This window comes from Streptomyces canus (assembly GCF_041435015.1).
Classification (GTDB): domain Bacteria; phylum Actinomycetota; class Actinomycetes; order Streptomycetales; family Streptomycetaceae; genus Streptomyces; species Streptomyces canus_G.
The window spans coordinates 9,533,931-9,555,006 of sequence record NZ_CP107989.1; the positions used below are offsets into that span (position 1 = coordinate 9,533,931).

The following is a 21,076-nucleotide window of genomic DNA, read 5'->3' on the forward strand; positions in this document are numbered from 1 at the left end:
CGTCCGGGGTCGGGAAAAGCGCTTGCCGCTCCTGGGGTCGCTCGTGAACGATCCCGTCCCGTGACATCACCATCTCTCTCTGCCGCCCGCCCCCTCGCCCTGATCACCGGTGTGGGCCGCACCGTCGGTATCGGCGCCGGCATCGCGCAGCGGCTGGCGGGCTCGGGGTGGGACGTCGCCTTCACCTACTGGAACCCGTACGACGCCCGCATGACCTGGGGCACCGAGCCCGGCGCGACGGATGCGATCGAGGCGAGCCTGTCCGAGCGGGGCGCGGCAACCGCCGCCATCGAGGCGGATCTGGCCGACCCCGACACACCGGCCCGGGTCTTCGACCAGGTGGAGCGGCGGCTGGGCCCGGTCACCGCGCTGGTGATGAGCCACTGCGAGTCGGTCGACTCCGGCCTGCTCGACACCACCGTCGAGAGCTTCGACCGGCACTTCGCCGTCAACACGCGCGCCACCTGGCTGCTCATCCGGGAGTTCGGCCGCCGTTTCACCGCGGACAAGGGCACCGGCCGGATCGTCAGCCTCACCAGCGATCACACCGTCGGCAACCTGCCCTACGGGGCGAGCAAGGGCGCCATGGACCGCATCACGCTGGCCGCCGCCCACGAACTCGCCCATCTCGGCGTGACCGCCAACGCCGTCAACCCCGGCCCCGTCGACACCGGTTGGATGACCGAGGAGGGCCGCGAGCACTGCATCGGCGCCACCCCGCTCGGCCGGATCGGGACCCCGCAGGACACCGCCCACCTGGTGGACTTCCTGTGCTCACCGGAGGGCCAGTGGATCAACGGGCAGCTGCTGAAGAGCAACGGGGGCCTCGCGTAAGCCTGTTCTGCCTCGCCCCCCGCCGCCGGACCCCTGCGCCGGTCACGTCACGCGAAGAACTCGCCCAGCAGCGGCAGCAGCAGGGATGTCCGTCGCATGAGGGACATGTGCGTGGTGGCCGGCAGGACGGCCAACTGCGCGTCAGGGATCAGTTGTTGCATCTCCGCGGCGTGCTCCACCCGTACGAAGTCGCGGTCACCGACGAGCAGCAGCGTGGGCGCCCGCAGTCCGCGCAGGTCCTCGGCGGTCCAGGGCAGCGGGGCGTGCGCAGCCGCCGAGACCTTGGCGAGGAAGTCCTGGAAGTGCTCGGGGTCGGGCGCGACGGCCGCGTACGTGTCGGCCATCTCCTGGAAGTCGGCCTGGCTGGGCAGCCGGGGCGAGCTGTAGTCCGGGACGCGGACCTCCTCGTGGACCCCGTCCTGGGTGTACATGGTCGCGGCGAGCGCGAGCCGTCCGACGCGCTCCGGGTGCCTGACGGCGAGCTCCAGCGCGGTCAGCCCGCCCAGGCTGAACCCGAGGAAGTCGGCCTGTTGGATACCCAGTTCGTCGAGCAGTGCCACCACGTCCGACGCCAGATCCGGCACCGTGAGTTCACGGTCGGTGTCGGCGGTGTGGCCGTGGCCCTGCAGCTCGGGAGCCACGACATGCCGGTCGGCGGCCAGGGCGGGCAGTACGGCGGAGAAGGCCAGACCGACCGTCTGGCCGCCGCCGTGCAGCAGCACCAGCGGACGGCTCCCGTCAGGGGCGTGGCCATGGGTCTCGTAGTACATCTCCAGGCCGTTGACCTTGGCGCGGGCGGAACTGTTCGGCACGGTCATCGCATCCGTTCTGCGGGAGCGGTATATGAGAGAGACCCTGCGCGGACGCGGAAGTCATCGCTGCGGTGTCACTCGTCCGCTCAGTCGTACTCGTCGGGAAGCCGCATCGCCGGACCGCCGACCTGGAGCTCGAGCGGGGTCGCGCGGCCCTTCGGCTCCTCCCATGCCTCCTGACGGCCGAGGGCGGTGAGGTCGAGGTGGGGATAGGCGTTGTGGAACTCCTCGATGCCCCGGCCGAAGGTGGAGTAGGTGTGGAAGACCTCGTCGCCGACCCGCAGGAAGGCGCTGATCCCCGGCCAGTCGCCCCGCATGCTCGGCGACCAGGGCGTCCCGGCGTCGGCGAGCTCGGCCTCGGAGCGGTGGAAGATCTGTACCGGAGCGACCCGCTCGTCGACGGTCGCGTGGAAGTCGTAGTTGAAGTCGCCGCCCGCCGAGGAGTACCAGGGGAACGACCAGCCCATCCGCTCCCGGAACGCGGCGAGTTTCGCGTACGGCGCCCTCGTCACCGCGGCCAGCGAGGTGTTGCGGACATGGAGTTGCCGCAGGTCGCCGATCTGGTCGGCCGCGGAGGAACAGCTGGGGCAACCGGTGTCGCGGGGGTGCTCGGTGCCGTCGGCGTCGAGATCGAAGGTCCACATGAAGTGGTGGACGACCAACTGGGCCCGTCCTTCGAAGAGTTGGAGCAGGCTCACCTCGCCGTGCGGCCCTTCGAAGGCGTACGGCTTCTCGACGCGGACCATCGGTAGCCGCCGCCGGGCGGCGTTGACCCGGTCGCGCGCCCGGGTGACCTCCTTCTCCTCGGCCGGCAGCCCCTTGCGGGCGCGGAGCCACTCCTTGCGAGAGACCACCTCGGGCAGATGCGCCATCGCCGTCATCTCGATCCTCCCAACCGCTCCTGCCGTCTGCCGGGCAAGGGGACACCGGCCACCTCTCCAGCTTGCGCCCGACGCGGACACGGGGCGAACGTGCCTGCCTAGAGCGCCACCACCCGCCCGCTGCGGCCCTGAAGCCGGACCGAGGCCACGGTGGCGCAGACCACGGCCACGCCGCAGAGCGTGCCGCAGGCCACCGCCGCGGTGCGGGCGTCACCCGCGAGAGCGGCGCGCAGGCCGTGGGCGGCCCAGTAGCCGGGGGAGGCCGGAGCCACGTCTGCCACCCACGCCGGCAGGACGCCGAGCGGGACGAGCGCACCGCCGACGCTGCTGAGGAGCATGCCGCCGATGTCGTAGGCCGCCGAGAGCTCGCCCATGGTGCGCACCAGCACGCCGAGCAGCGCCCCGAGCGCGAGCAGCGTGCAGCTCCAGCTGAGCAGGACGCCCAGCAGCAGGAACGGATGCGGGACCCGCAGCCCGAACACGCACACCCCGAAGCCGACGATCAGGAGCTGCTGGGCGAGCAGGGCGGTGAGGACAGGGACGGCCTTGCCGAGGAGCAGCTCCGCCGGACGCAGCGGCGTCCCGCGCAGCCGGTCCCAGGTGCGGCCGAGCCGCTCGGTGAGGATCGCGTTGCCGGAGATGCTGAGCGCGAGCAGCGAGAAGGTGACCAGCGTGCCGACGACGGCTTGTTCGGTACCGGCCGTGCTGCCCTGCGCGGACAGGTAGAGCGGACGCAGCAGGGTCATGAAGACCAGCGGCAGGATCATCCGGCTCAGCAGCGGGCCGGGTTCGCGCAGCATCAGCAGAGCGTTGTGACGTACGAGGACGCCGAGGCGGGTGGCGGACTCAGGCGGCGGCGTCATGGGCCTGCATCCCCTCGCGCGCTGCGGATTCCAGGGCGTGGTAGAGGTCGTCCAGACTGGGGCGGTCCACGTCGACGGAGGCGGGCGTGCGGCCGGAGGCGAGTAGAGCGGCCAGATCGGCTCCGGGATCCGTGGTCGGCATCCGCAGCTCGGGTTCCGCGGGGTCGGCGAAGGTGACCCTGAGCTCGCCGGGCAGGTGGCGGGTGAGTTCCTGCTGGGTGCCCCGCGCGATGACCCGGCCGGCCCTCGCGAGCGCCAAGGTGGCGTCCAGGTCGACGAGTTCGGGAAGGTAGTGGGTCGTGTAGACCACGGCGACTCCTGTCTCGGCGCGCGCCCTGACGGCGGCCAGCAGTGCCGAGCGGGTCTCCGGATCGGCCCCGGCGGTCGGCTCGTCCAGCAGCAGAAGGGGCGGAGAGCCGACCATCGCGGTGGCCGCCTGGACCCGGCGGCGCTGCCCACCGGACAGCACACCCGCCGGCCGGTCCGCGAGCGTCGACAACTGAAGCTCCTCGAGAACCCGCGCGATCCCCGCCTCGCGCCGCCGCCCGCGAAGCCCCGCGAGGCCGGCGAACAGCCGCAGGTTCTCCCGGACCGTGACGCCGCCGTACAGGGCCAACTCCTGGGGAGCCACCCCGATGAGCCGTCGCGCGGCCCGCCCTTCGGCCAACGCGTCGTACGGCCCGATGCGGATCCGGCCCGTGTCGGGACGCAGGAGACCCGCGACGATCTCCACGAAGGTGGTCTTGCCTGCCCCGTTGTGGCCGATCAGGCCGACGATCTCGCCGGGCTCGACCGTCAGATCGAAGCCGTCGAGCGCGCGATGACGGCCATGACACTTCACCAACCCGCCCGCTGTGAGCATCCTTCCCCCTCATGTCTACGGCGTATACGTCTACACTGTAGACCCATGAGTGGCAGGCGGGAAGAGATCCTGGACGCGGCACTGGACATCGCCGACGAGCGCGGCCTGGAGGCGGTGTCGATGCGTGCGCTGGCCGAACGGGTCGGTGTCACGCCGATGGCGTTGTACCGGCACGTCAAGGACAAGGCGGCGCTGCTGGACGGCATGGTCGGACGCCTGCTGTCCGCCCTGTTGCCGTCGGACACGGTGGAGGAACAGGCCTGGGACGAACGGCTGAACACCCTCGCGCACGCCTGCCGGACGGTGACCCAGCGTCATCCCTGGGCCGCGCACCTGCTCTTCTCGCGCCCCGCCGTCACACCGGACGCCGTGCGCGCGGTGGACATCATCTACCTGGCCCTGATCGAGGCCGGGGTCCCGGACCCGGAGGTGCCCCGCCTGGAGCGCCTGATCAGCACCTTCGTGATCGGCTTCGCCACGTCTGAGGCCTCGGGCCGCTTCGCCCCCGGCGCCCTTGACCCACGCAGCCGCCGCGGCCAACTCCCGGACAGCGAACTCCCCGGCCACAGCAGGCTCGGGCGGTGGCTGGACCTTCCCGTCGACCTCACCGCGGAGTTCGAGGCCGATCTGTCGGACATCCGGCGACTGGTGGTGGGGGCCGCGCGGGGGAGGGGTGAGGTGGGTACGGCCGGTGGTGGGAGCACCACCGAGGCCGTCGACCGCTCAGCCCCTCACGGCTGAGCGGTCAACTCCCCGCCGTTCGCCGGAGTTCGGCGAGAGTCAGTACGTTGCCGCCGATGCCCCAGCCGCCGTCGGTGACCTCCTCGACGAGGACGAGGGTGGTGGCGCGGGCGCGTTCGCCGTAGATGTCCACGTAGAGCTCGGTGGTGCGGGTGATGATCTGTTCCTTCTGCTCCTCGGTGAGGGTGTCGGCGGGGACCTTGAAGTTCGCGAACGGCATGTGCTGCTCCATCTGTCTGGGTGTGTCTGCGGGTGGCGAACGTGCGGACCGAAGCTGTCGGCCGGCCCGCCGCTGCACGCCACCCTCGCGCGCTGTCGGACGCACAGCCAGGGCTGCGTCCACCCTGGGGTCGGCATCCCCTGGCTCCGCCTCCGCGTCCCGGGTGATGATGGCCGGATGAACCTTGCCGAACTCGCCGCGTTTCTGAGGTCCCGGCGCGACCGCGTGCGGCCCTCCGACGTAGGACTGCCCACCGGGCCCCGGCGCCGGGTGCCCGGCCTGCGGCGTGAGGAGGTCGCGCAGCTGGCCGGTCTGTCGGCGGACTACTACACCGAACTCGAGCGCGGAGGCGACGTACAGCCCTCTGCGCAGGTGCTGGCCGCGCTCGCACGGGCGCTGCGGCTCGGCGGCGACGAACGCGACCACCTCTTCCACCTCGCCGACCGGCCCGTCCCCACGGTGGCCCGCGGCTCGAACGCTCATGCCCAGCCGGCCCTGCTCGGCCTGCTCGACCGGCTCACCACGACGCCCGCGCAGATCATCACCGACCTGCACGAGACCCTCGTCCAGAACGAACTCGCCGCCGCGCTGGTCGGCCGCGCTCCCACGCGCCGGGGGGCGGCCGGAAGCTTCGTCCACCGCTGGTTCACCGACCCCGGCTCCCGCACCGTCTATCCCGCCGAGGACCATCCACAGCACTCCCGGGCATTCGTCGCCGACCTCCGGGCCGTCGCCGCCCGGCGCGGCCGCGACACGGAAGTCGCCGGGATGGTGTCCGATCTGCGCCGACGCAGCGAGGAGTTCGCCGCCCTGTGGGACATCCACGACGTCGCCCTGCGGCGGACCGACCACAAGCGCATCGTCCACCCCACGCTGGGAGTGGTCGAAGTCGACTGTCACACCCTGTTCAGCGAGGACGGACGCCAGCGCCTGCTGTGGTTCAGCGCCCCGCCCGGCACCGAGGGTGCCGCCCAGCTGGAACTGCTCTCCGTCATCGGCACCCAGGACATGTCGGCCGACGACGAGACCACGCCCGCCTGCTGATGATCGAGGTTGCCCTGCCGAACGTCAGCTGCGAGCTAGACGTCCGCCGCGGGGCCGATAGGGCGAAGGACCGTCTCGAGTTCGCCTGTGGCGACGAGCCCGTCGATGACCTTGACGATCGACGACACCCCCGCGTCGCGGACGATGAGACCGTCCCAGCACCACCAGTAGTCGCCTTCCGGTTCGCCTGTCTGCCGGTGATGGTCCATGAGTCGGTGCACCTCGTCGAGGGTGAACACGGTTCCGGACCAGCGCTCACCGTCGTCCCGCGTGACCCACATGTCCACATTGCAGACCTCGTCGAGCTCCTCGTCCGCACCGGGCACGAAGCAGATCTCGTACCCGTCGCGCCTGACTCGGTAAAAGGGGCCGTCCCACATGTTCGCTCCCTGGCGCTCCGCCGCATGCCGCCTTCATGAACCGAGCCGGACGGCCGATGAGCACACACAACTGCGAGTCGCTTGTCCGTACGGCGACTTGTGGCATACCGAAAACCGCTGAGCTCCTGAGCAGAGACACGCCGACGCCGGGCCACGGCGCTCAGCCGCCGCGGCGCACCTGGGCCGCCCTCCGGGCCTCGGCGAGCTTGCGGGCCTCGCCGGCCTTCCGGGACTTGCCGCCGGTGCCGCGGGAGGCGTCCTTGCTGGTGCCAAGACCGCGGAAGGGGGCGTTGGTGTTCTTGGGCCGCGGCACGGCGGGTCCCCGGTCGAGAGGGGTGCCGGAGGGTGCCTTGGCCCCGGTGATCCGGCTCAGCTCCGCCTCGCCCGAGCGCACCTTGGTCACGGTCGGCTCGATGCCGGCCTCGGCCATCACCCGGCTCGTCTCGCGGCGCTGGCCCGACAGCACCAGGGTGACGACCTTTCCGGACTCACCCGCCCGGGCGGTACGCCCGGCGCGGTGCAGATAGTCCTTGGCGTCGGTGGGCGGATCGACGTTGACGACGAGGTCGAGATCGTCGACGTGCAGGCCCCGGGCCGCGACATTGGTGGCGACCAGGACGGTGACCTGTCCGTCCTTGAACTGCGCGAGGGTCCGGGTGCGCTGTGGCTGGGACTTGCCGCTGTGCAGGGCCGCGGCGTGCACTCCACCGGCCCGCAGATGCCGGGTGAGCTGGTCGACGGCGTGCTTGGTGTCGAGGAACAGCAGCACGCGGCCGTCACGGGCGGCGATCTCCGTGGTGACGGCGTACCGGTCGGGGCCGTGGACGACCAGGACATGGTGATCGCTCGTCGAGACGGCGCCTGCGGACGGGTCGACCGAGTGCACCACGGGGTCGTTGAGATAGCGGCTGACCAACTGGTCGACGTCACGGTCGAGGGTGGCCGAGAAGAGCATCCGCTGGCCGTCGGGACGCACCTGGTCGAGCACCTCGGTGACCTGCGGCAGGAAGCCCATGTCGCACATCTGGTCGGCCTCGTCCAGGACGGTGATCCGCACCCGGCCCAGGCGGCAGGCCTTGCGCTCGATGAGGTCGTGCAGCCGTCCGGGGGTGGCGACGACGACTTCGGCCCCGTCCCGCAGCGCGGCGGTCTGCCGGCCGATCGACATGCCGCCGACGACCGCGGCCATCCGCAGCCGGAGTGCGTCGGCGTACGGCGCGAGCGCCTCGGTGACCTGCTGGGCCAGCTCCCGGGTGGGCACCAGGATCAGCGCGAGGGGCTGCTTCGCCTCCGCGCGCTGCCCGGCCGTCCGGACGAGCAGCGGCAGGCCGAAGGCGAGCGTCTTGCCCGATCCGGTGCGCCCGCGCCCCAGGACGTCACGTCCCGCGAGGGCGTCGGGGAGGGTGGCCGCCTGGATCGGGAAGGGCTCGCGCACACTGTTTTCGGTGAGGGTGCGCAGCACCTGCGGCGGTAGTGCCATCTCGGAGAAGGAGGCGGTGCCGTGAGGGTCCGGGTTGTTCATGCAGAGCCTTCCGCAGAGGAGACGTACCGAGGAAGGCCCGGCAGGAAGTCATGAGCGCTCAAACGGTAGACGGTAACACAAAGTGATGGTGGGAGGGGTGGGCCGCGCGTCCTGTTCACGGCCTCCGGCGGGCCCACGATGACCCACCTGCGGCGCCACGGCCCCAACTCCTGCCTCCGACAGCTGAGTTCCGGGCCCAGCGTCCACTCCGGCGCCTCCCGCGGCGGGACCCTGGTCCGGGTCACCCGTGACGCCGAGCGGCCCGGCGGGCGGGCGGAGGTGCTGCGCGCGGGCGGACCGGCGGTCGCTGTTCTGTCGTACGCCGAACGCCCGGTCCTCGACCTCCACGCACAGCGTCTCGTCCTCGGGCCCCGAGGGCTGGCCGCCCGGCTCCACTTCCCCTCCTGGTACCGCCGGGGCAGTGGCCCGCTGCCGGTGCTCGTCGACCCGTACGGCGGAGCGGCCCTCCAGCGCGTCACCGCGGAGCTGGACTGGCGGGTCCTGCTGTCGCAGTGGTTCGCCGAGCAGGGATTCGCGGTGCTCACGACCGACGGCCGCGGCACACCGGGCCGGGGACCCGACTGGGAGCGCGAGGTGTACGGCGACCTGTTCGGGCCCGTCCTCGACGACCAGGTCACCGCCCTGCACGAGGCCGCGCGCCTGCACCCCGACCTCGATCTCGGCCGGGTCGCCGTCCGTGGCTGGTCCTTCGGCGGGGCACTCGCCGCCGTGGCCGTGCTGCGCCGCCCCGACGTCTTCCACGCCGCCGTGGCCGGTGCGGGCGTCGCCGACCAGCGGCTCTACGCCGCCCATTGGCGCGAGCGGTTCCTCGGCCACCCCGACGCGTTCCCGCAGCGGTACGACGCCTGCAACCTGCTCCTCGACGCGTCGCGCCTGACGCGTCCGCTGCTGCTGATCCACGGCCTGACCGACACCAATGTCCCGGCGGTCAACACACTCCGCCTCTCCGAGGCGTTACGGGCCGCGAGACTCCCGCACGAACTCCTGCTCCTGCCGGGCACCGGACACCAGCCGATCGGCTCGACGCTCACGGGGCAGCTGCTGGACCGGCAAGTGCGCTTCCTGCGGCGCCACTTGGACATCGGACCGACGCAGGAGCCGACCGGCCACCCCGTACGGCGTCCGTCCTAGAACGTGCGCTTGAGCAGGTCGAGCAGCGCCGCCCAGTGCCGCTCGTCGGCCTCGTGGTGGTACGAGGCGGTGTCGGCCTGGGTGAAACCGTGCGGGGCGCCGTCGTAGACCTCGCACCGGTGGCGGACTCCGGCCCGGGTCAGCGCGGTGGCGAGGCGCTCGATCTGCTCGGGCGGCAGCGACGGGTCCTCGTCGGCGTGGCCGAAGTACAGCTCGGCGGTGATGTGTTCGGCCACCAGGTGTGGGCTGTCCGGAGCTTCGGTCGCCAGACGCCCGCCGTGGAAACCGGCTGCCGCGGCCACCCGGTCCGGATAGGTACCGGCGGTGAGCAGGGACAGTCGTGCGCCCATGCAGTACCCGGTGAGGGCGACCGGCCCGTCGGCGACCTCGGGGCGGTCGGCCAGCCAGCGCAGATACGCGTCGGCGTCCCCCATCGCGAGCTCGGGCGTGAGCGCCTGCACCACCGGCATGATCTTCTTGAAGAGCTCCGGTCGCGCGCCGGGGTCGATGAACGCGGGCAGTTCGAAGACCGGCGCGCGGCCGTGCCGGTAGAACAGGTTCGGCACGAGCACCGTGTAGCCGGCCTCGGCGAGCCGATCGGCCATCGACTTCAGCTGGGGGCGCAGCCCGAACGCGTCCTGGAAGAGCAGGACGGCCGGCCTGGGCACGCCATCGCCCGGGTGGGCCAGATAGGCGTCGGCGACGCCGTCCTCGGTGGGGATGTCGACGGCGGTTCCCTGTACGGAGGTCATGGGGGGTGCCTCTCTGTGCATGCGACGGTGAGCAGGTCGCCGGCCCGACGGAACCGGGCCGGGCACATGGTTGCACGCACCATCCAACTGGCCGTCGCGACCCCCTCGCCTTTGAGAGCCGCTTTACTCGAACCGGCTGGTGTCACCCGCGCCATGCCGCACGATCTCGGCCTCGCCGCCGGAGAAGTCGATCACCGTCGTCGGTTCGGTGCCGCAGTCCCCGGAGTCGACGACCGCGTCCAGCACATGGTCGAGACGGTCCTTGATCTCCCAGCCCTGGGTCATCGGCTCCTCCTCGTCCGGCAGGAGCAGGGTGCTCGACAGCAGCGGCTCTCCGAGCTCGGAGAGCAGCGCCTGGGTGACGACGTGGTCCGGGATGCGTACGCCGACCGTCTTCTTCTTCGGGTGCTGGAGCATGCGCGGCACCTCCTTCGTCGCCGGGAGGATGAAGGTGTAGCTGCCGGGCGTGGACGCCTTGATCGCACGGAACACGTCCTTGTCGACCCGTACGAACTGGCCGAGCTGCGCGAAGTCCTGGCAGACCAGGGTGAAGTGGTGCCGGTCGTCCAGCTGCCGGATGGTCCGGATCCGGTCGATGCCGTCACGGCTGCCCAGCCGGCACCCGAGCGCGTAGCAGGAGTCCGTCGGATACGCGATCAGCGCGTCCGAGCGGATGCTCTCGGCGATCTGGGAGATGGTGCGGGGCTGCGGGTTGTCAGGGTGAACGTCGAAGTACTTCGCCATCCGCCGAGCTTATGCCGTCGCCGTACGGCGGCGACGCAGGCACATGGGTGCCGTCCCCGGCCGCCGCCGTATCTGCGCTCGGACGACCGACCGCCTCGGCGGGCAAAAGTGGCCGGGTTGAGTCTCCCCCAGAGGGAGACCGCAGGATGGGGCCATGGACGACGGCGGCACCCTTTACTCGATCGGTGAACTTGCCCGGCAGACCGGGCTGACGGTGAAGACGATCCGTTTCTACTCCGACCACGGCCTCGTGACCCCCGCCGACCGCACCCCCGCCGGCTACCGCCGCTACGGCACCGAGGCCGTCGCCCGGCTCGCCTTCGTACGGACGCTGCGCGAACTGGGCCTCGGCCTCGACGTGATCCGGCAGATCCTCGACCGTGGGATGGCTCTGGACGAGGTCGCCGCACAGCACGCCGCGGCGCTGGACGCCCAGATCGCCGTCCTGCGGCTGAGGCGGGCGGTGCTGACCGCCGTGGCGCGACGAAGGCCCACGCCCGAGGAGGCCCATCGCATGCACGAACTGGCCCGACTGCCCGAAACCGAACGCCGACGCCTGGTCGACGACTTCCTCGACGCCGTCTTCGAGGCCCCCGGCAGCGAGGGGATCCGCCGCTCCATGACGCCGGAACTCCCCGACCGGCCCACGGAAGAACAACTGCAAGCCTGGGTCGAGCTGGCCGAACTCGCCCTCGACCGGGACTTCCGGACCGGCCTTCGTCGCACTGTCGAGGCCCACCGCTCCGACGGCTCCACGCCGCCGCGCCCGGACGTCGCGGCCCTGTCCCGAGCACACGCGGAACCCGCTCTCGACGCGGGGATCGCGCCGGAGTCGCCCGAGGCTGATCCCGTCGTCACAGCACTCTGCGCACACTGCGCCCGCACCCTGGACCGCTCCGACGACACCACCCTGCGCCACCACCTGCTGAACCGCCTGGAAGCCGCCCACGATCCGCGCAGGGACCGGTACCTCGAACTACTCGCCGTCATCAACGCATGGCCCGCGCCGGGCCGCATCTCGCCGGCCCTCGCCTGGTCCACGACCGCATTGCGCGCCCGGACGGCCCGGTGACGCCGCGACAGCCTGGCGCGCCGGGACGGTTCGGTGTCACGGCCGGGTTCTCCGGTCTCCGCCGAGGCCGATGCGGTGCGTGCTGGGCCGTCTGGCTCCGGTCCTCGCCTGGTCCACGACCGCATTGCGCGCCCGGACGGCCCGGTGACACCGTGACCTCCTTGCGTGCCGGGACCGTTGGGTGACACGGTCGCATCTCCGGCCCCCGGCGAAGCCGGTCGTGCCGATCACCTACGCTCCGACCATGGACCGGACCGCCGTACGGCTGCACGCGCCCGCCACCGCCAGGGGTCTTGCCCTGACACTGCGCCCGTGGTGCCCCGCGGACGCCCCGGAACTGGCCGTCCTTCACCGGGACGAGGCTCTGCGCCGCTGGATCGGGTCCGTCGTGGACGATGAGGCGGGTGCCGTGCGGTGGGTGCGGACGCAGCAGCGGGGGTGGCTGGAGGGTGACCGGTTCGCCTTCGCCGTCGTCGAGGCACGACAGGGGCACGGGCGCGACGGTGATCCAGCCGCCGACGGACGGCTCGTGGGCCACGCCGTCCTGAAACGCCTTGCCCGGGACGGCCCGGCGGCCGAGGTCGGGTACTGGACCGCCGGGCACGCGCGAGGCAGCGGAGTGGCCCCGCGTGCCCTGGACGCGCTGACCTCCTGGGCCTTCGACACCTTCGCAGGGGACGGACTCGTACGTCTCGAACTCCTCCACAGCACCGACAACACCGCCTCCTGCCGGGTGGCTGAGAAGTGCGGATACGCCCTGACCGCGCTCCTGCCCGCGGTACCGGACCGCTTTCCGCTCGACGGGCACCTCCACGCACGTCTCCTGCCCACCTGACCGCGTCAGGCCGAGCTCCCGCCCGCCGCACGTGAGGTAACGTCCCGAGCGGTATGCCATGCAGGACGATGGGCGAGGAGAAGGGTGACGTGGCAGGTCAGGAGGGCGGGCTCGGTCGGAGCCGGGCGGCGGACGCCGGAACCCCGACATGGGCGCAGGAACTCCTCGACCATCTGCGGCCGACAGGACGTGACGTCCGCCGGATCGTCGCCTGGCTCGCGGAGACGCTGCACGGCACGGCCTCGCTCCAGGACCACACCGGAACCCTCGTCGCCGGAACGCGCATCCCGCTGGACGAGAGCCTGGTCGCCGACATCCTGGCCGGACGCATCGCCTCCGCGGCCTGGGCCGACGAGGACGGCCACCTGCGCCTGGTCAGGATCGAGCAGCCGGACCAGGCGTCCGCCGGAGTGCTCGCGGTGGCCCGCCCGGACCCCTTCGACCGGCGCGCCTCCGACATCCTCACGCACACCGTCCAGGTCCTCGAGCTTCTGCTGCGCGCCCGCGAGACGACCGCGGCCGGGCGGCGCCTGAAGCGGGCCACCTCCGATCTGCGGCTGGCCATCCTCCAGCTGCTCATGGTGGAGGACACCGTCTCCGCCCGTCGCGTCGCCGCGGGGCTCTGGCCCGGCCTGCTCGACACCGAGACGGCGCGCGTCTACGTCATCGAGGGCGACGCCGCGGAACGCGACCGGCTCGTGGAGGAGTGCCTCGGCGTGACCGGCGACCGCGCACTCGTGGTGCGCTGTCCGGCCATGGACGAGCACGTGATCATCGTGACCACCGCGGACGCGGCGGGCGAGGCCCTGCGCTCACTCGTCGACCGCAACCCCGGCACCCTGCTCGGCGGCAGCTCCCGGCAGAGCCTCGCCCGGACCGCCACCGCCTACGGGCAGGCGGTCAGCGCCCTCGCCGTGGCGCGGGTACGGCCGGACAAGGCCGCCGTGTACGCCGAGCGCAACCACCCCGAACGCTTGATGGACCCGGCCGCGCTGCGCGAGTGGACCGCCCGGCTGCTGCGCCCGCTCGACAACCTGCCGCACCACACCCGCGCCGAACTGCTCGCCACCACCCGGCTCGGACTGGAGTTCACCGCTGTGAGCGCGGCCAAGGTCCTCGGCGTCAGCCGCAACACCGTTCGCGCCCGCATGGAACGCGTCGAGTCCCTGCTGCGGACCGATTTCACCGACCTCACCGTCCGCGCGACCGTCCACCTGGCCCTGAGCACCCAGGTCAGCCTCGCGGACGGACAGGGCGATCACGGCGGCTCCCCGCAGGCCCGCACCCGGCTCGGCGACCTGCTGGCCGGACCCGCGCTGGGGACCTGGGCGCGGGAGCTGCTGGGACGTCTGGACGGCGACGCCCGCGACCTGCGCCGCACCCTGCGCAGCTGGATCGCCGCCGGCGGCAACGCGGAGCGGGCCGCGCAGGCCCTGGCCGTGCACGCGCAGACCGTGCGCGAACACGTCCGCAGCGCCGAGCCGGTTCTCGAACGCCAACTGATCGCCTCCGGCAGCGACCTCTACGAGGTCGTTCTGGCCCATCTGGCGACCGGCGAACTCGAACACCCCGTCCTGCTCCGGGACAATCCGGGCCATCCGGACGCACCTGTGCACCGGTGAGCCCTGTGCCGCGCACAGCGGGCATCGACGCGATTCACAAGGGTGCGCAGGTCACGTAAGTTCGACGCACCGCAGGGGGAACGACCGGAACGGGGGACCGGTCGCGCCCCCTGCGACGTGTTCCCGCGCGACTCCCGCCCGTCCTCGCCCACGCCGTCGACGTTGGTTCGGATTTCCGGCACCGATGTGGACTGACCTGCGCACGACGGGTACTCGTCCCCTCCGGAACGACTACCGCTGGAGGAGGTCCGAATGACCAGCCGCACGGAGACCGGCGGCGCGACCGGCACGCCGGACAAGGACTACAACCTCATCTGGTATGTCGAGGCGTGCCTGAGCAACGCGCTGCGACTGGAGAGCTACATCCAGGACGCGGAACGCGACAAGGACACCGAGGTCGCCGACCTGTTCCGCAAGGCCCAGGCGGACAGCCGCAAGGGCGCCGAGATCGGCAAGGGGCTCCTGCGCGCCCGGCTGAACGGCGGCTGACCCGGTAGGTGCGGAAGGGCCGGACAGACGGGTGTCCGGCCCTTCCATCCTGTGCGGACATCGCGTCGCCGTCCGGAATCCCGTGACCTGCGGTCCCGGTCATGCGGCCCGGCGCCGAGGCCCTCTGCGTCCGCCTCGGTCTGCGCGGTGGGCGAGGATCCGCCCTCAAGCTTGTTTCCGCGTACCGGGAGTCTCCCCCGCGTGCGGCGCGTACGAACGGCCGGGATCGCGTCCCGCAGGACGCCCGGGATCGGCCCGTCGCCGACATCGGCACGACCCTCGGGCTCGCGTGCAGGCGCACAGGGACTGAACGGGCGTAACCGATCTTCCCTACCCCAGGGTGGAGTCGTACACCGACCGGCTACGGAGAGGTTCGTGCCGGGACGAGGACGCAACCATCGGATCACCGTGATACGGCTGGGCACCCTCGTCGGGAGCCTCGCGCTGGTCACGGCCTGCGGTGGAGGCGAGGACGACACCGCCAAGGCCCCGCGGCCGTCGAGGAGTTCGGCTGCGCCCGCGGCCGGCATCGTGGCCCCGGCCAGGATCGAGGTGATCGCCGGACCGGCCGGCTGCAAGGCCGAGATCCGTATCGAGGCCGACGAACTGCGCGAGGGACTCTGCCACGCGGGGCAGGCCGACTACCGCATCACCACCTTCCCCGCGGAGAAGTGCAAAGAGGCGTGGCTCGACGCGGCCAGTGTCTACGGGGGCACGTACCTGGTGGGCCCGCGCTGGGTGGTCAGCGCCAAGGCGGAGCACCTGGGACAGGCCAGGAACAAGCTCGGCGGAACCATACGGCAGCTGCAGGGCACGTCGTGGGTTCCGCCGGGCGCGCCCCCGGCGGAACCCACACCGTCAGGCGACCAGCGCCGACACCTTGCCGCGAGCCCGTTCCGGCTCGAGGACCCGCTCCGCCAGGTAGCCGAACAGCAGCCCGAATCCCGCCCACAGCACGGCTTGGACGCCGAGGGAGGCCAGGCGGAACTCCCACAGATCGGTGGCCGGGAAACCCTTCGGGGTGTTGTCCCCGGCGGGCAGGGCGACCATCGCCACCGCCACCGCGGCGACGAAGGCCACGGCGGCCGCGGTCGAGGCGTTCCAGTTGCCCCAGGCCGGAGCCAGTCTGCGGCCCAGCAGGACCGCGCCGATCCCGAGGAGCACGCTCAGCGCGATCATCAGGACGAACAGGGCGGTGCGCTTGTCGATGGTGTCCGGGTCGCCCACCGCGGGCGGGTTCGCCGGATACTTGAGGATCGGCACGAAATAGACGGTGAGGAAGCCGCCGAGCGCGGTCAGACCCGCGGTCGCCCGGGCTCCGAACCGGCCGATCCGGCCCAGCGCGAAGCAGAACGCCAGCGCCAGGATGCCGCCGATGGCGACCCCGAAGACGAGGACACCGGTGGCGAGTCCCGCCGTCGACTGCACGGAACGGCTGACGAGTTCCTCGCCGTGCTCGTGGGAGCCGGCCTCCTCGAAGGCGATGGCCGCGTCCACCGGGCCCTCCCCGACCAGGTAGGCGAAGACGAAGGCCAGGACGCCGGCGCCGAGCCCTGCGAGCATGCCGCGCACCAACAGGGTGCGGACGACTGTGGAGTTCATGGTGGTCCGCCCCGCCTCAGTGGCAGGGGAAGCCGAGCAGGTGGCGTGCGTCGTGCACCCACTCGTGGACGCCCTCGCCGGAGACGAGTGCGGTGGCGCCCTGTTCGGCGCCGACGAAGTACAGCAGGACGAGCATCAGGACGCCGAAGAAGACGGCCCAGGGGACGAGCGCCCGCACCGGCAACGGGGTGATCGCAGGGGTGGTGGGCGTGGGGGCGGCAGTGGACTGCGCCATGGCGAGACCTCCTCGGGAACAACGCGTCCCGCATCGTGTGGAGCATTCGACGACGGCAATGGGTCTGACTCACCACCACCTCGTCGGCCGAGGGGCGGCACACAGTGGCGCGACCGTGCCGGGCTTGCACCGGACTTCCGTGGCGCCGTCGTCCTTGTCGTCCCAGATGGTAGGGGCAATGAGGGCTTCGGCCAACATGGCGTACGCCACCTACGATGAACCGCCCCCGACGACTCGACGAAAGGGCCCCTATGACCGTCCGGCTCACCCTCCTGTGCGCCGCCGCCCGCACGGAACGCGCCGTACGCTTCGCCGACGCCCCTCTCGACGAGCGGGCACTGCGCCGGGTGGAGGCCGTCGCCGCAACCCTCCCGCAGGCCGGCACCGTTTACACGGCACCCTCTCGGCGCTGCACCGGGACGGCCGAGGCCCTTGGGTGGGAGGCCGTCACGGCGCAACCGGCGCTGCGGGACCTCGACATGGGTTCCTGGTACGGCCGCACCCTCGACGAGATCGCGGCAACCGACGCCTCGGGACTGGCCGGTTGGCTCACCGATCCGGAGGCGGCGCCGCACGGCGGGGAGAGCGTGCAGCAGATCTGCGACCGCGTCGCCGCCTGGCTGGGCGCGTTGCCGTCCGACGCGGGACGCGTGCTGGCGGTGGTCGAACAGGCCGTGGCACGGGCCGCCGTGGTGCACGCGCTGGGGGCACCGCGCCAGGCGTTCTGGAGGATCGACGTGCCTCCGCTGTCCACCGTCGACCTCACCGGGCGCGACGGCCGCTGGAATCTGCGGATGGCCGAGCTGCCGCTCGGTCCTCGCCCACCACGGTGAGGTCGTCACCGAGGGCCGCGGCGATCGTCCAGCCGGCGGGTGAGGCAGGCGCAGGTGTGCCCGTGCCGCAGCGACCGGACGAAGCTCAGCGTCCAGGTGAGCTGGGTGCCGAAGACCCGTCGAAGCCGGTGACGTGGGCGACGAGGAGCTCGGCGTGCAACTCGGGGCCCAGGAGGTTGGTGGCCCCGAACACCGACTGCCGCCCCGCCCGGGAGTTCGTCCAAGCCGTGTCCGGAACACCGTCGGGTATCTCCGGGCCGGCCCGCCCGGCGGGTGAGCACCTGGCGCAGGGTGGTCCGCTCCTTGCCGTGGACTCTGTACGCCTTCCAGTGCGTGGCGATCGGCTCGTCCACTTCACGGCCGTCATGCCAGACGGAGACACCCGCCCCGGTCTCCAAGCCCCTCGTCCACCAACTCGTTGTCCAGGGTGGGTATGTGGAGGCAACGGGTCACACTCCCCGAAGAGTGAGCTGGCGCAGGGCCTTCGCCACGTCCGCCGGCGCTTCCTCCGCCATGAAGTGTCCGCAGGAGACGGTCGTATGACGAAGGTCGTCGGCCCAGGCCGCCCACAGGGCGGTGGCGTCGTAGCCGAGCGCGGCTCCCCAGTCCTGCTGGAGCACCGTCACCGGCATGCCCAGCCGGTTCTCCGCGGTCCGGTCGGCCTCGTCGTGCTCGACGTCTGTGCCCGCGGAGGCGCGGTAGTCGGCGACGATCGACGGCACCGCCTCGCGGCAGGCCCGCAGGTACTCGGCACGGACCTGAGCCGGGATCGCGTCGGGGCGGTTCGCCCACACGTCGAGGAAGTGGCCGAAGAACGCGTCCGCGCTCGCGGAGATCATCCGCTCGGCCAGACCGGGCGGCTGGGCCATGAGGTAGAGGTGGAAGGCGACCGCCGCCGACGTGCCGTGCAGGGCGTCCCACATGTCGAGTGTCGGCAGGACGTCCAGACAGGCCAGGTGGGAGACCGCGTCCGGATGGTCGAGGCCCGCGCGGAAGGCGACCAGTGCGCCCCGGTCGTGCCCGGCCAGCGCGAAGCGGGGGTGCCCCAGCCGGCGTGCCAGGGTGACGATGTCGTTCGCCATGGTCCGCTTGGAGTAGGTGTGGGGGCCGTCCTCGCGCGGCTTGTCGCTGTCGCCGTAGCCGCGCAGGTCGGGGCAGATCACGGTGTGGTCGGTTGCCAGGTCCGCCGCGACGTGGCGCCACATCAGGTGGGTCTGCGGGAAGCCGTGCAGCAGGACCACGGGTGTGCCGGTCCCTCCCACGGCCACATGGAGGGACACGTCCTCGGCGACGGACACGCGCTGGTACTCGAATCCGGCGATGGTGGGTCTCACGGCGGGGCTCTCTTCGGTCGTACGGCGAGTGGGAGGCATCGGTGCCCGGGCCCGGGCACCGATGAACCCAGGGTCCGGGGAGCGAATGAGCAACGAATGAACGCGTGTACGTTGAGGCATGTGCGTGTGGTCGAGTTCGGGGTCCTGGGGTCGGTGGCGGCCTGGGACGAGACCGGGGAGCCGATCGCCCTGAAGGGCCCGAGGCATCGTGCGGTGCTGGCCCGCCTCCTCATCGCCCGCCGCAGGGTCGTGCCCGTTCCCCGCCTGGTGGAGGACCTCTGGGAGGGGGACCCGCCGGCGGATGCCGTGGGCACCGTCCGGACCTTCGTCGCCGGGCTGCGGCGCGCTCTGGAACCCGAGCGGCCCCGCCGGACCCCGTCCCGCCTCCTCGTCACCGAAGGCCCCGGCTACGCGCTGCGGGCCGAACCCGCCCACGTCGACGCCCGGCGGTTCGAGCACACCGTCGCCGCCACGGCGGACCTGCCTCCCGCGCAGGCGGTGTCCCGGCTGACCGAGGCCCTGGAACTGTGGCGCGGACCCGCCTACGCCGACTTCGCCGAGGAACGCTGGGCGCGCGCGGAACGCTCCCGGCTCGCCGAGCTCCGGCTGACCGCCGTCCAACGCCGGGCCGAGAGCCTGCTCGCCCTCGGCGCCGCGGCCGACGCGGCGGCGGACCTCGACGCCCATGTGGCCGAGCACCCCTGGCGGGAGGACGCATGGCAGCTGCTCGCCCTCGCCCTGTACCGCTGCGGACGCCAGGCCGACGCCCTGTCCGTCCTGCGGCGCGCCCGACAGCTGCTGCGCGAGCACCTCGGTGTGGAGCCGGGCCCCCGGCTGAGCCGCACCGAGCAGGACATCCTGCGACACGCCGACCACCTGGACCCAGGCCCCTCGGACCCGGGCCCCTCGGACCCAGGCCCCTCGGACCCGGGCCCCTCGGACCCAGGCCCCTCGGACCCGGGCCCCTCGGACCCAGGCCCCTCGGACCCGGGCCCCTCGGACCCGGCCGCGCAGGTCTGGGAGCAGGCCTCCGCGTCGTACGCGAGCATGGTGCCCCAGCGGGCACGCACCCGTCTGGAGTCGACCGCGGGGTTGATGCGCGACCTCGCCGTCACCGGGGGCGGCGGCCTGGAAGCGGCGCGGCGGCACCGCGCGGCGGCCGTGGCGGCGGCGGAGCAGCTGGGCGATCCGGAGCTGACGGCACGTGTCATCGGCGTCTACGACGTCCCCGCAGTCTGGACCCGTTCCGACGACCCGGCCCAGGCCGACCGGCTGGTGGGTGCGGCGGAACGCACCCTGCTCCTCCTGCAGCCGGGCACGTCCGAGGCGGCAAGGGCGCGGCTCCTGGCCACCGTGGCGGTGGAGTCCCGCGGCACGCTTCCCGAGGGGACACGCGCGCTCCAGGCGGCCCACCAGGCCGTGGAGAGCGCACGCCGACTCAAGGACGCCAACCTGCTCGTCTTCGCCCTCAACGGCCTGTTCATGCAGACCTTCGAACGAGCCGGACTCGCCGCCCGGCGGGACGAGATCGGCGCGGAGATCACCGAAGTGGCCGCTCGGCACGGCCTGTTCACCTACGAGGTCCTCGGCCACCTGATCCGGCTTCAAGCACACTGCGCCACCGCCGACTTCACGGCGGCCGACCGGCACGCGGACGCCGCCGACGCACTCGCCGAACGGCACGAACTGCCTCTCGTCGCCGTCTTCACCACATGGCATCGCGCCCTGCGTACCGCGACGACGGAGCCCCCGCAGGTCGGCGAGTCCGCGTACCGGGCCGCCGCCACGTCCCTCGAGGGCGCCGGAATGCCCGGCCTGGAGCGGGGGTTGCTGCCCCTGGCCCTGCTGTGCCTCCGGCTGCACCACGGACTTCCCGTGACCGCCGACCCGCACACCGACTGGGGCCCCTACGAGCCATGGGCGCGCCCCCTGACGCTGCTCGCCGAAGGGCGCGACCAGGACGCCGTACGCCTGTTGGCTTCCGTGCCCTCTCCGCCCGGGGACCTCCTGTACGAGGCCCTGTGGAGCCTTCTCGCCCGCGCGGCGATCCAGGTGGACGACCGTCCGCTGATGCGGCGTGCCCAGCGTGCGCTCGAACCCGCCAGGGGTGAACTCGCGGGCGCCGCAAGCGGATTGCTCACCGCCGGTCCTGTCGCGGCCCACCTGGACGCGCTCGCCGCTGCGCTCGCACCGCACGCCTCTTGACCTTGGCTGGAGCGGCGGCTTAACGTTCCGGCGTTTGCCGGT

Annotated in this window: 22 protein-coding genes; 10 read left to right on the top strand and 12 right to left on the bottom strand. The window is 72.2% G+C overall.

Annotation, left to right across the window (positions count from 1 at the left end; translation table 11 throughout):
- Positions 1 to 60: 60 nt before the first annotated feature.
- Positions 61 to 834, top strand: coding sequence for an SDR family oxidoreductase (locus tag OG841_RS43465; RefSeq protein ID WP_371569863.1), 774 nt, complete (start codon positions 61 to 63; stop codon positions 832 to 834).
- A 47-nt stretch (positions 835 to 881) separates the two neighbouring features.
- Here OG841_RS43465 and OG841_RS43470 read toward each other — a convergent pair whose 3' ends face one another.
- From OG841_RS43470 to OG841_RS43485, 4 genes are all read right to left on the bottom strand, one after another.
- A complete protein-coding gene (locus tag OG841_RS43470; RefSeq protein WP_371569865.1) occupies positions 882 to 1,652 on the bottom strand; it encodes an alpha/beta fold hydrolase in 771 nt (256 codons plus the stop codon).
- Between the two features lie 80 nt (positions 1,653 to 1,732).
- Complete coding sequence (locus tag OG841_RS43475) at positions 1,733 to 2,527, bottom strand: DUF899 domain-containing protein (protein WP_371569867.1); 795 nt, start codon at positions 2,525 to 2,527, stop codon at positions 1,733 to 1,735.
- A gap of 98 nt (positions 2,528 to 2,625) precedes the next feature.
- Positions 2,626 to 3,390 carry an ABC transporter permease gene (locus OG841_RS43480; protein ID WP_371569869.1) on the bottom strand — a complete coding sequence of 255 codons (765 nt, stop codon included), beginning with the start codon at positions 3,388 to 3,390 and terminating at the stop codon, positions 2,626 to 2,628.
- Complete coding sequence (locus tag OG841_RS43485; RefSeq protein ID WP_328636326.1) at positions 3,374 to 4,252, bottom strand: ABC transporter ATP-binding protein; 879 nt, start codon at positions 4,250 to 4,252, stop codon at positions 3,374 to 3,376. Before OG841_RS43485 ends, OG841_RS43480 begins: the two co-directional genes overlap by 17 nt.
- A gap of 45 nt (positions 4,253 to 4,297) precedes the next feature.
- On the opposite strand from OG841_RS43485, the gene OG841_RS43490 reads away from it, so the two are divergent.
- Positions 4,298 to 4,993 carry a TetR/AcrR family transcriptional regulator gene (locus tag OG841_RS43490; protein WP_328636325.1) on the top strand — a complete coding sequence of 232 codons (696 nt, stop codon included), beginning with the start codon at positions 4,298 to 4,300 and terminating at the stop codon, positions 4,991 to 4,993.
- 4 nt (positions 4,994 to 4,997) lie between these two features.
- Here OG841_RS43490 and OG841_RS43495 read toward each other — a convergent pair whose 3' ends face one another.
- The gene (locus OG841_RS43495) at positions 4,998 to 5,213 is read right to left on the bottom strand and encodes a tautomerase family protein (RefSeq protein WP_365120874.1); all 216 of its coding nucleotides are present in this window, start codon (positions 5,211 to 5,213) and stop codon (positions 4,998 to 5,000) included.
- A 177-nt stretch (positions 5,214 to 5,390) separates the two neighbouring features.
- Between OG841_RS43495 and OG841_RS43500 the strand changes: the two genes are divergently transcribed.
- Entirely contained in the window at positions 5,391 to 6,257 is an 867-nt protein-coding gene (locus tag OG841_RS43500; RefSeq protein WP_365120877.1) for a helix-turn-helix transcriptional regulator, read from the top strand.
- Between the two features lie 35 nt (positions 6,258 to 6,292).
- On the opposite strand, the gene OG841_RS43505 is transcribed toward OG841_RS43500, so the two are convergent.
- Together OG841_RS43505 and OG841_RS43510 are read right to left on the bottom strand one after the other, a co-directional pair.
- Positions 6,293 to 6,637, bottom strand: a complete 345-nt coding sequence (locus tag OG841_RS43505) for a hypothetical protein (RefSeq protein WP_328636323.1) — start codon at positions 6,635 to 6,637, stop codon at positions 6,293 to 6,295.
- A 160-nt stretch (positions 6,638 to 6,797) separates the two neighbouring features.
- Positions 6,798 to 8,159, bottom strand: coding sequence for a DEAD/DEAH box helicase (locus tag OG841_RS43510; RefSeq protein ID WP_371569873.1), 1,362 nt, complete (start codon positions 8,157 to 8,159; stop codon positions 6,798 to 6,800).
- Positions 8,160 to 8,297: 138 nt separating this feature from the next.
- On the opposite strand from OG841_RS43510, the gene OG841_RS43515 reads away from it, so the two are divergent.
- Complete coding sequence (locus OG841_RS43515) at positions 8,298 to 9,311, top strand: alpha/beta hydrolase family protein (protein ID WP_371569875.1); 1,014 nt, start codon at positions 8,298 to 8,300, stop codon at positions 9,309 to 9,311.
- On the opposite strand, the gene OG841_RS43520 is transcribed toward OG841_RS43515, so the two are convergent.
- Positions 9,308 to 10,063 (bottom strand): dienelactone hydrolase family protein, encoded by a 756-nt coding sequence (locus tag OG841_RS43520; RefSeq protein WP_365120886.1) that lies wholly within the window; start codon positions 10,061 to 10,063, stop codon positions 9,308 to 9,310. The two genes, OG841_RS43515 and OG841_RS43520, sit on opposite strands and share 4 nt — an antisense overlap.
- Before the next feature lie 123 nt (positions 10,064 to 10,186).
- Complete coding sequence (locus OG841_RS43525; RefSeq protein WP_371569878.1) at positions 10,187 to 10,807, bottom strand: L-threonylcarbamoyladenylate synthase; 621 nt, start codon at positions 10,805 to 10,807, stop codon at positions 10,187 to 10,189.
- Between the two features lie 154 nt (positions 10,808 to 10,961).
- Between OG841_RS43525 and OG841_RS43530 the strand changes: the two genes are divergently transcribed.
- The 4 genes from OG841_RS43530 to OG841_RS43545 all read left to right on the top strand — a co-directional run bounded on the left by OG841_RS43530 (position 10,962) and on the right by OG841_RS43545 (position 14,825).
- The gene (locus OG841_RS43530) at positions 10,962 to 11,879 is read left to right on the top strand and encodes a MerR family transcriptional regulator (RefSeq protein WP_371569880.1); all 918 of its coding nucleotides are present in this window, start codon (positions 10,962 to 10,964) and stop codon (positions 11,877 to 11,879) included.
- Between the two features lie 244 nt (positions 11,880 to 12,123).
- Entirely contained in the window at positions 12,124 to 12,714 is a 591-nt protein-coding gene (locus tag OG841_RS43535) for a GNAT family N-acetyltransferase (protein ID WP_371569882.1), read from the top strand.
- 89 nt (positions 12,715 to 12,803) lie between these two features.
- Entirely contained in the window at positions 12,804 to 14,336 is a 1,533-nt protein-coding gene (locus OG841_RS43540) for a helix-turn-helix domain-containing protein (protein WP_371569883.1), read from the top strand.
- A 252-nt stretch (positions 14,337 to 14,588) separates the two neighbouring features.
- Positions 14,589 to 14,825: a hypothetical protein gene (locus OG841_RS43545; RefSeq protein WP_328636316.1), complete on the top strand. Its 237-nt coding sequence runs from the start codon at positions 14,589 to 14,591 to the stop codon at positions 14,823 to 14,825.
- 858 nt (positions 14,826 to 15,683) lie between these two features.
- Here the strand turns inward: OG841_RS43545 and OG841_RS43550 are convergent.
- Together OG841_RS43550 and OG841_RS43555 are read right to left on the bottom strand one after the other, a co-directional pair.
- Complete coding sequence (locus OG841_RS43550; protein WP_328636314.1) at positions 15,684 to 16,427, bottom strand: CbtA family protein; 744 nt, start codon at positions 16,425 to 16,427, stop codon at positions 15,684 to 15,686.
- Between the two features lie 16 nt (positions 16,428 to 16,443).
- A complete protein-coding gene (locus tag OG841_RS43555; RefSeq protein WP_037712826.1) occupies positions 16,444 to 16,662 on the bottom strand; it encodes a CbtB domain-containing protein in 219 nt (72 codons plus the stop codon).
- Between the two features lie 251 nt (positions 16,663 to 16,913).
- On the opposite strand from OG841_RS43555, the gene OG841_RS43560 reads away from it, so the two are divergent.
- Positions 16,914 to 17,495 carry a histidine phosphatase family protein gene (locus OG841_RS43560; RefSeq protein ID WP_371569887.1) on the top strand — a complete coding sequence of 194 codons (582 nt, stop codon included), beginning with the start codon at positions 16,914 to 16,916 and terminating at the stop codon, positions 17,493 to 17,495.
- Positions 17,496 to 17,944: 449 nt separating this feature from the next.
- Here OG841_RS43560 and OG841_RS43565 read toward each other — a convergent pair whose 3' ends face one another.
- Positions 17,945 to 18,829 (bottom strand): alpha/beta fold hydrolase, encoded by an 885-nt coding sequence (locus OG841_RS43565; protein ID WP_371569889.1) that lies wholly within the window; start codon positions 18,827 to 18,829, stop codon positions 17,945 to 17,947.
- Positions 18,830 to 18,949: 120 nt separating this feature from the next.
- Between OG841_RS43565 and OG841_RS43570 the strand changes: the two genes are divergently transcribed.
- The gene (locus OG841_RS43570; protein ID WP_371569891.1) at positions 18,950 to 21,034 is read left to right on the top strand and encodes an AfsR/SARP family transcriptional regulator; all 2,085 of its coding nucleotides are present in this window, start codon (positions 18,950 to 18,952) and stop codon (positions 21,032 to 21,034) included.
- Positions 21,035 to 21,076: the final 42 nt, after the last annotated feature.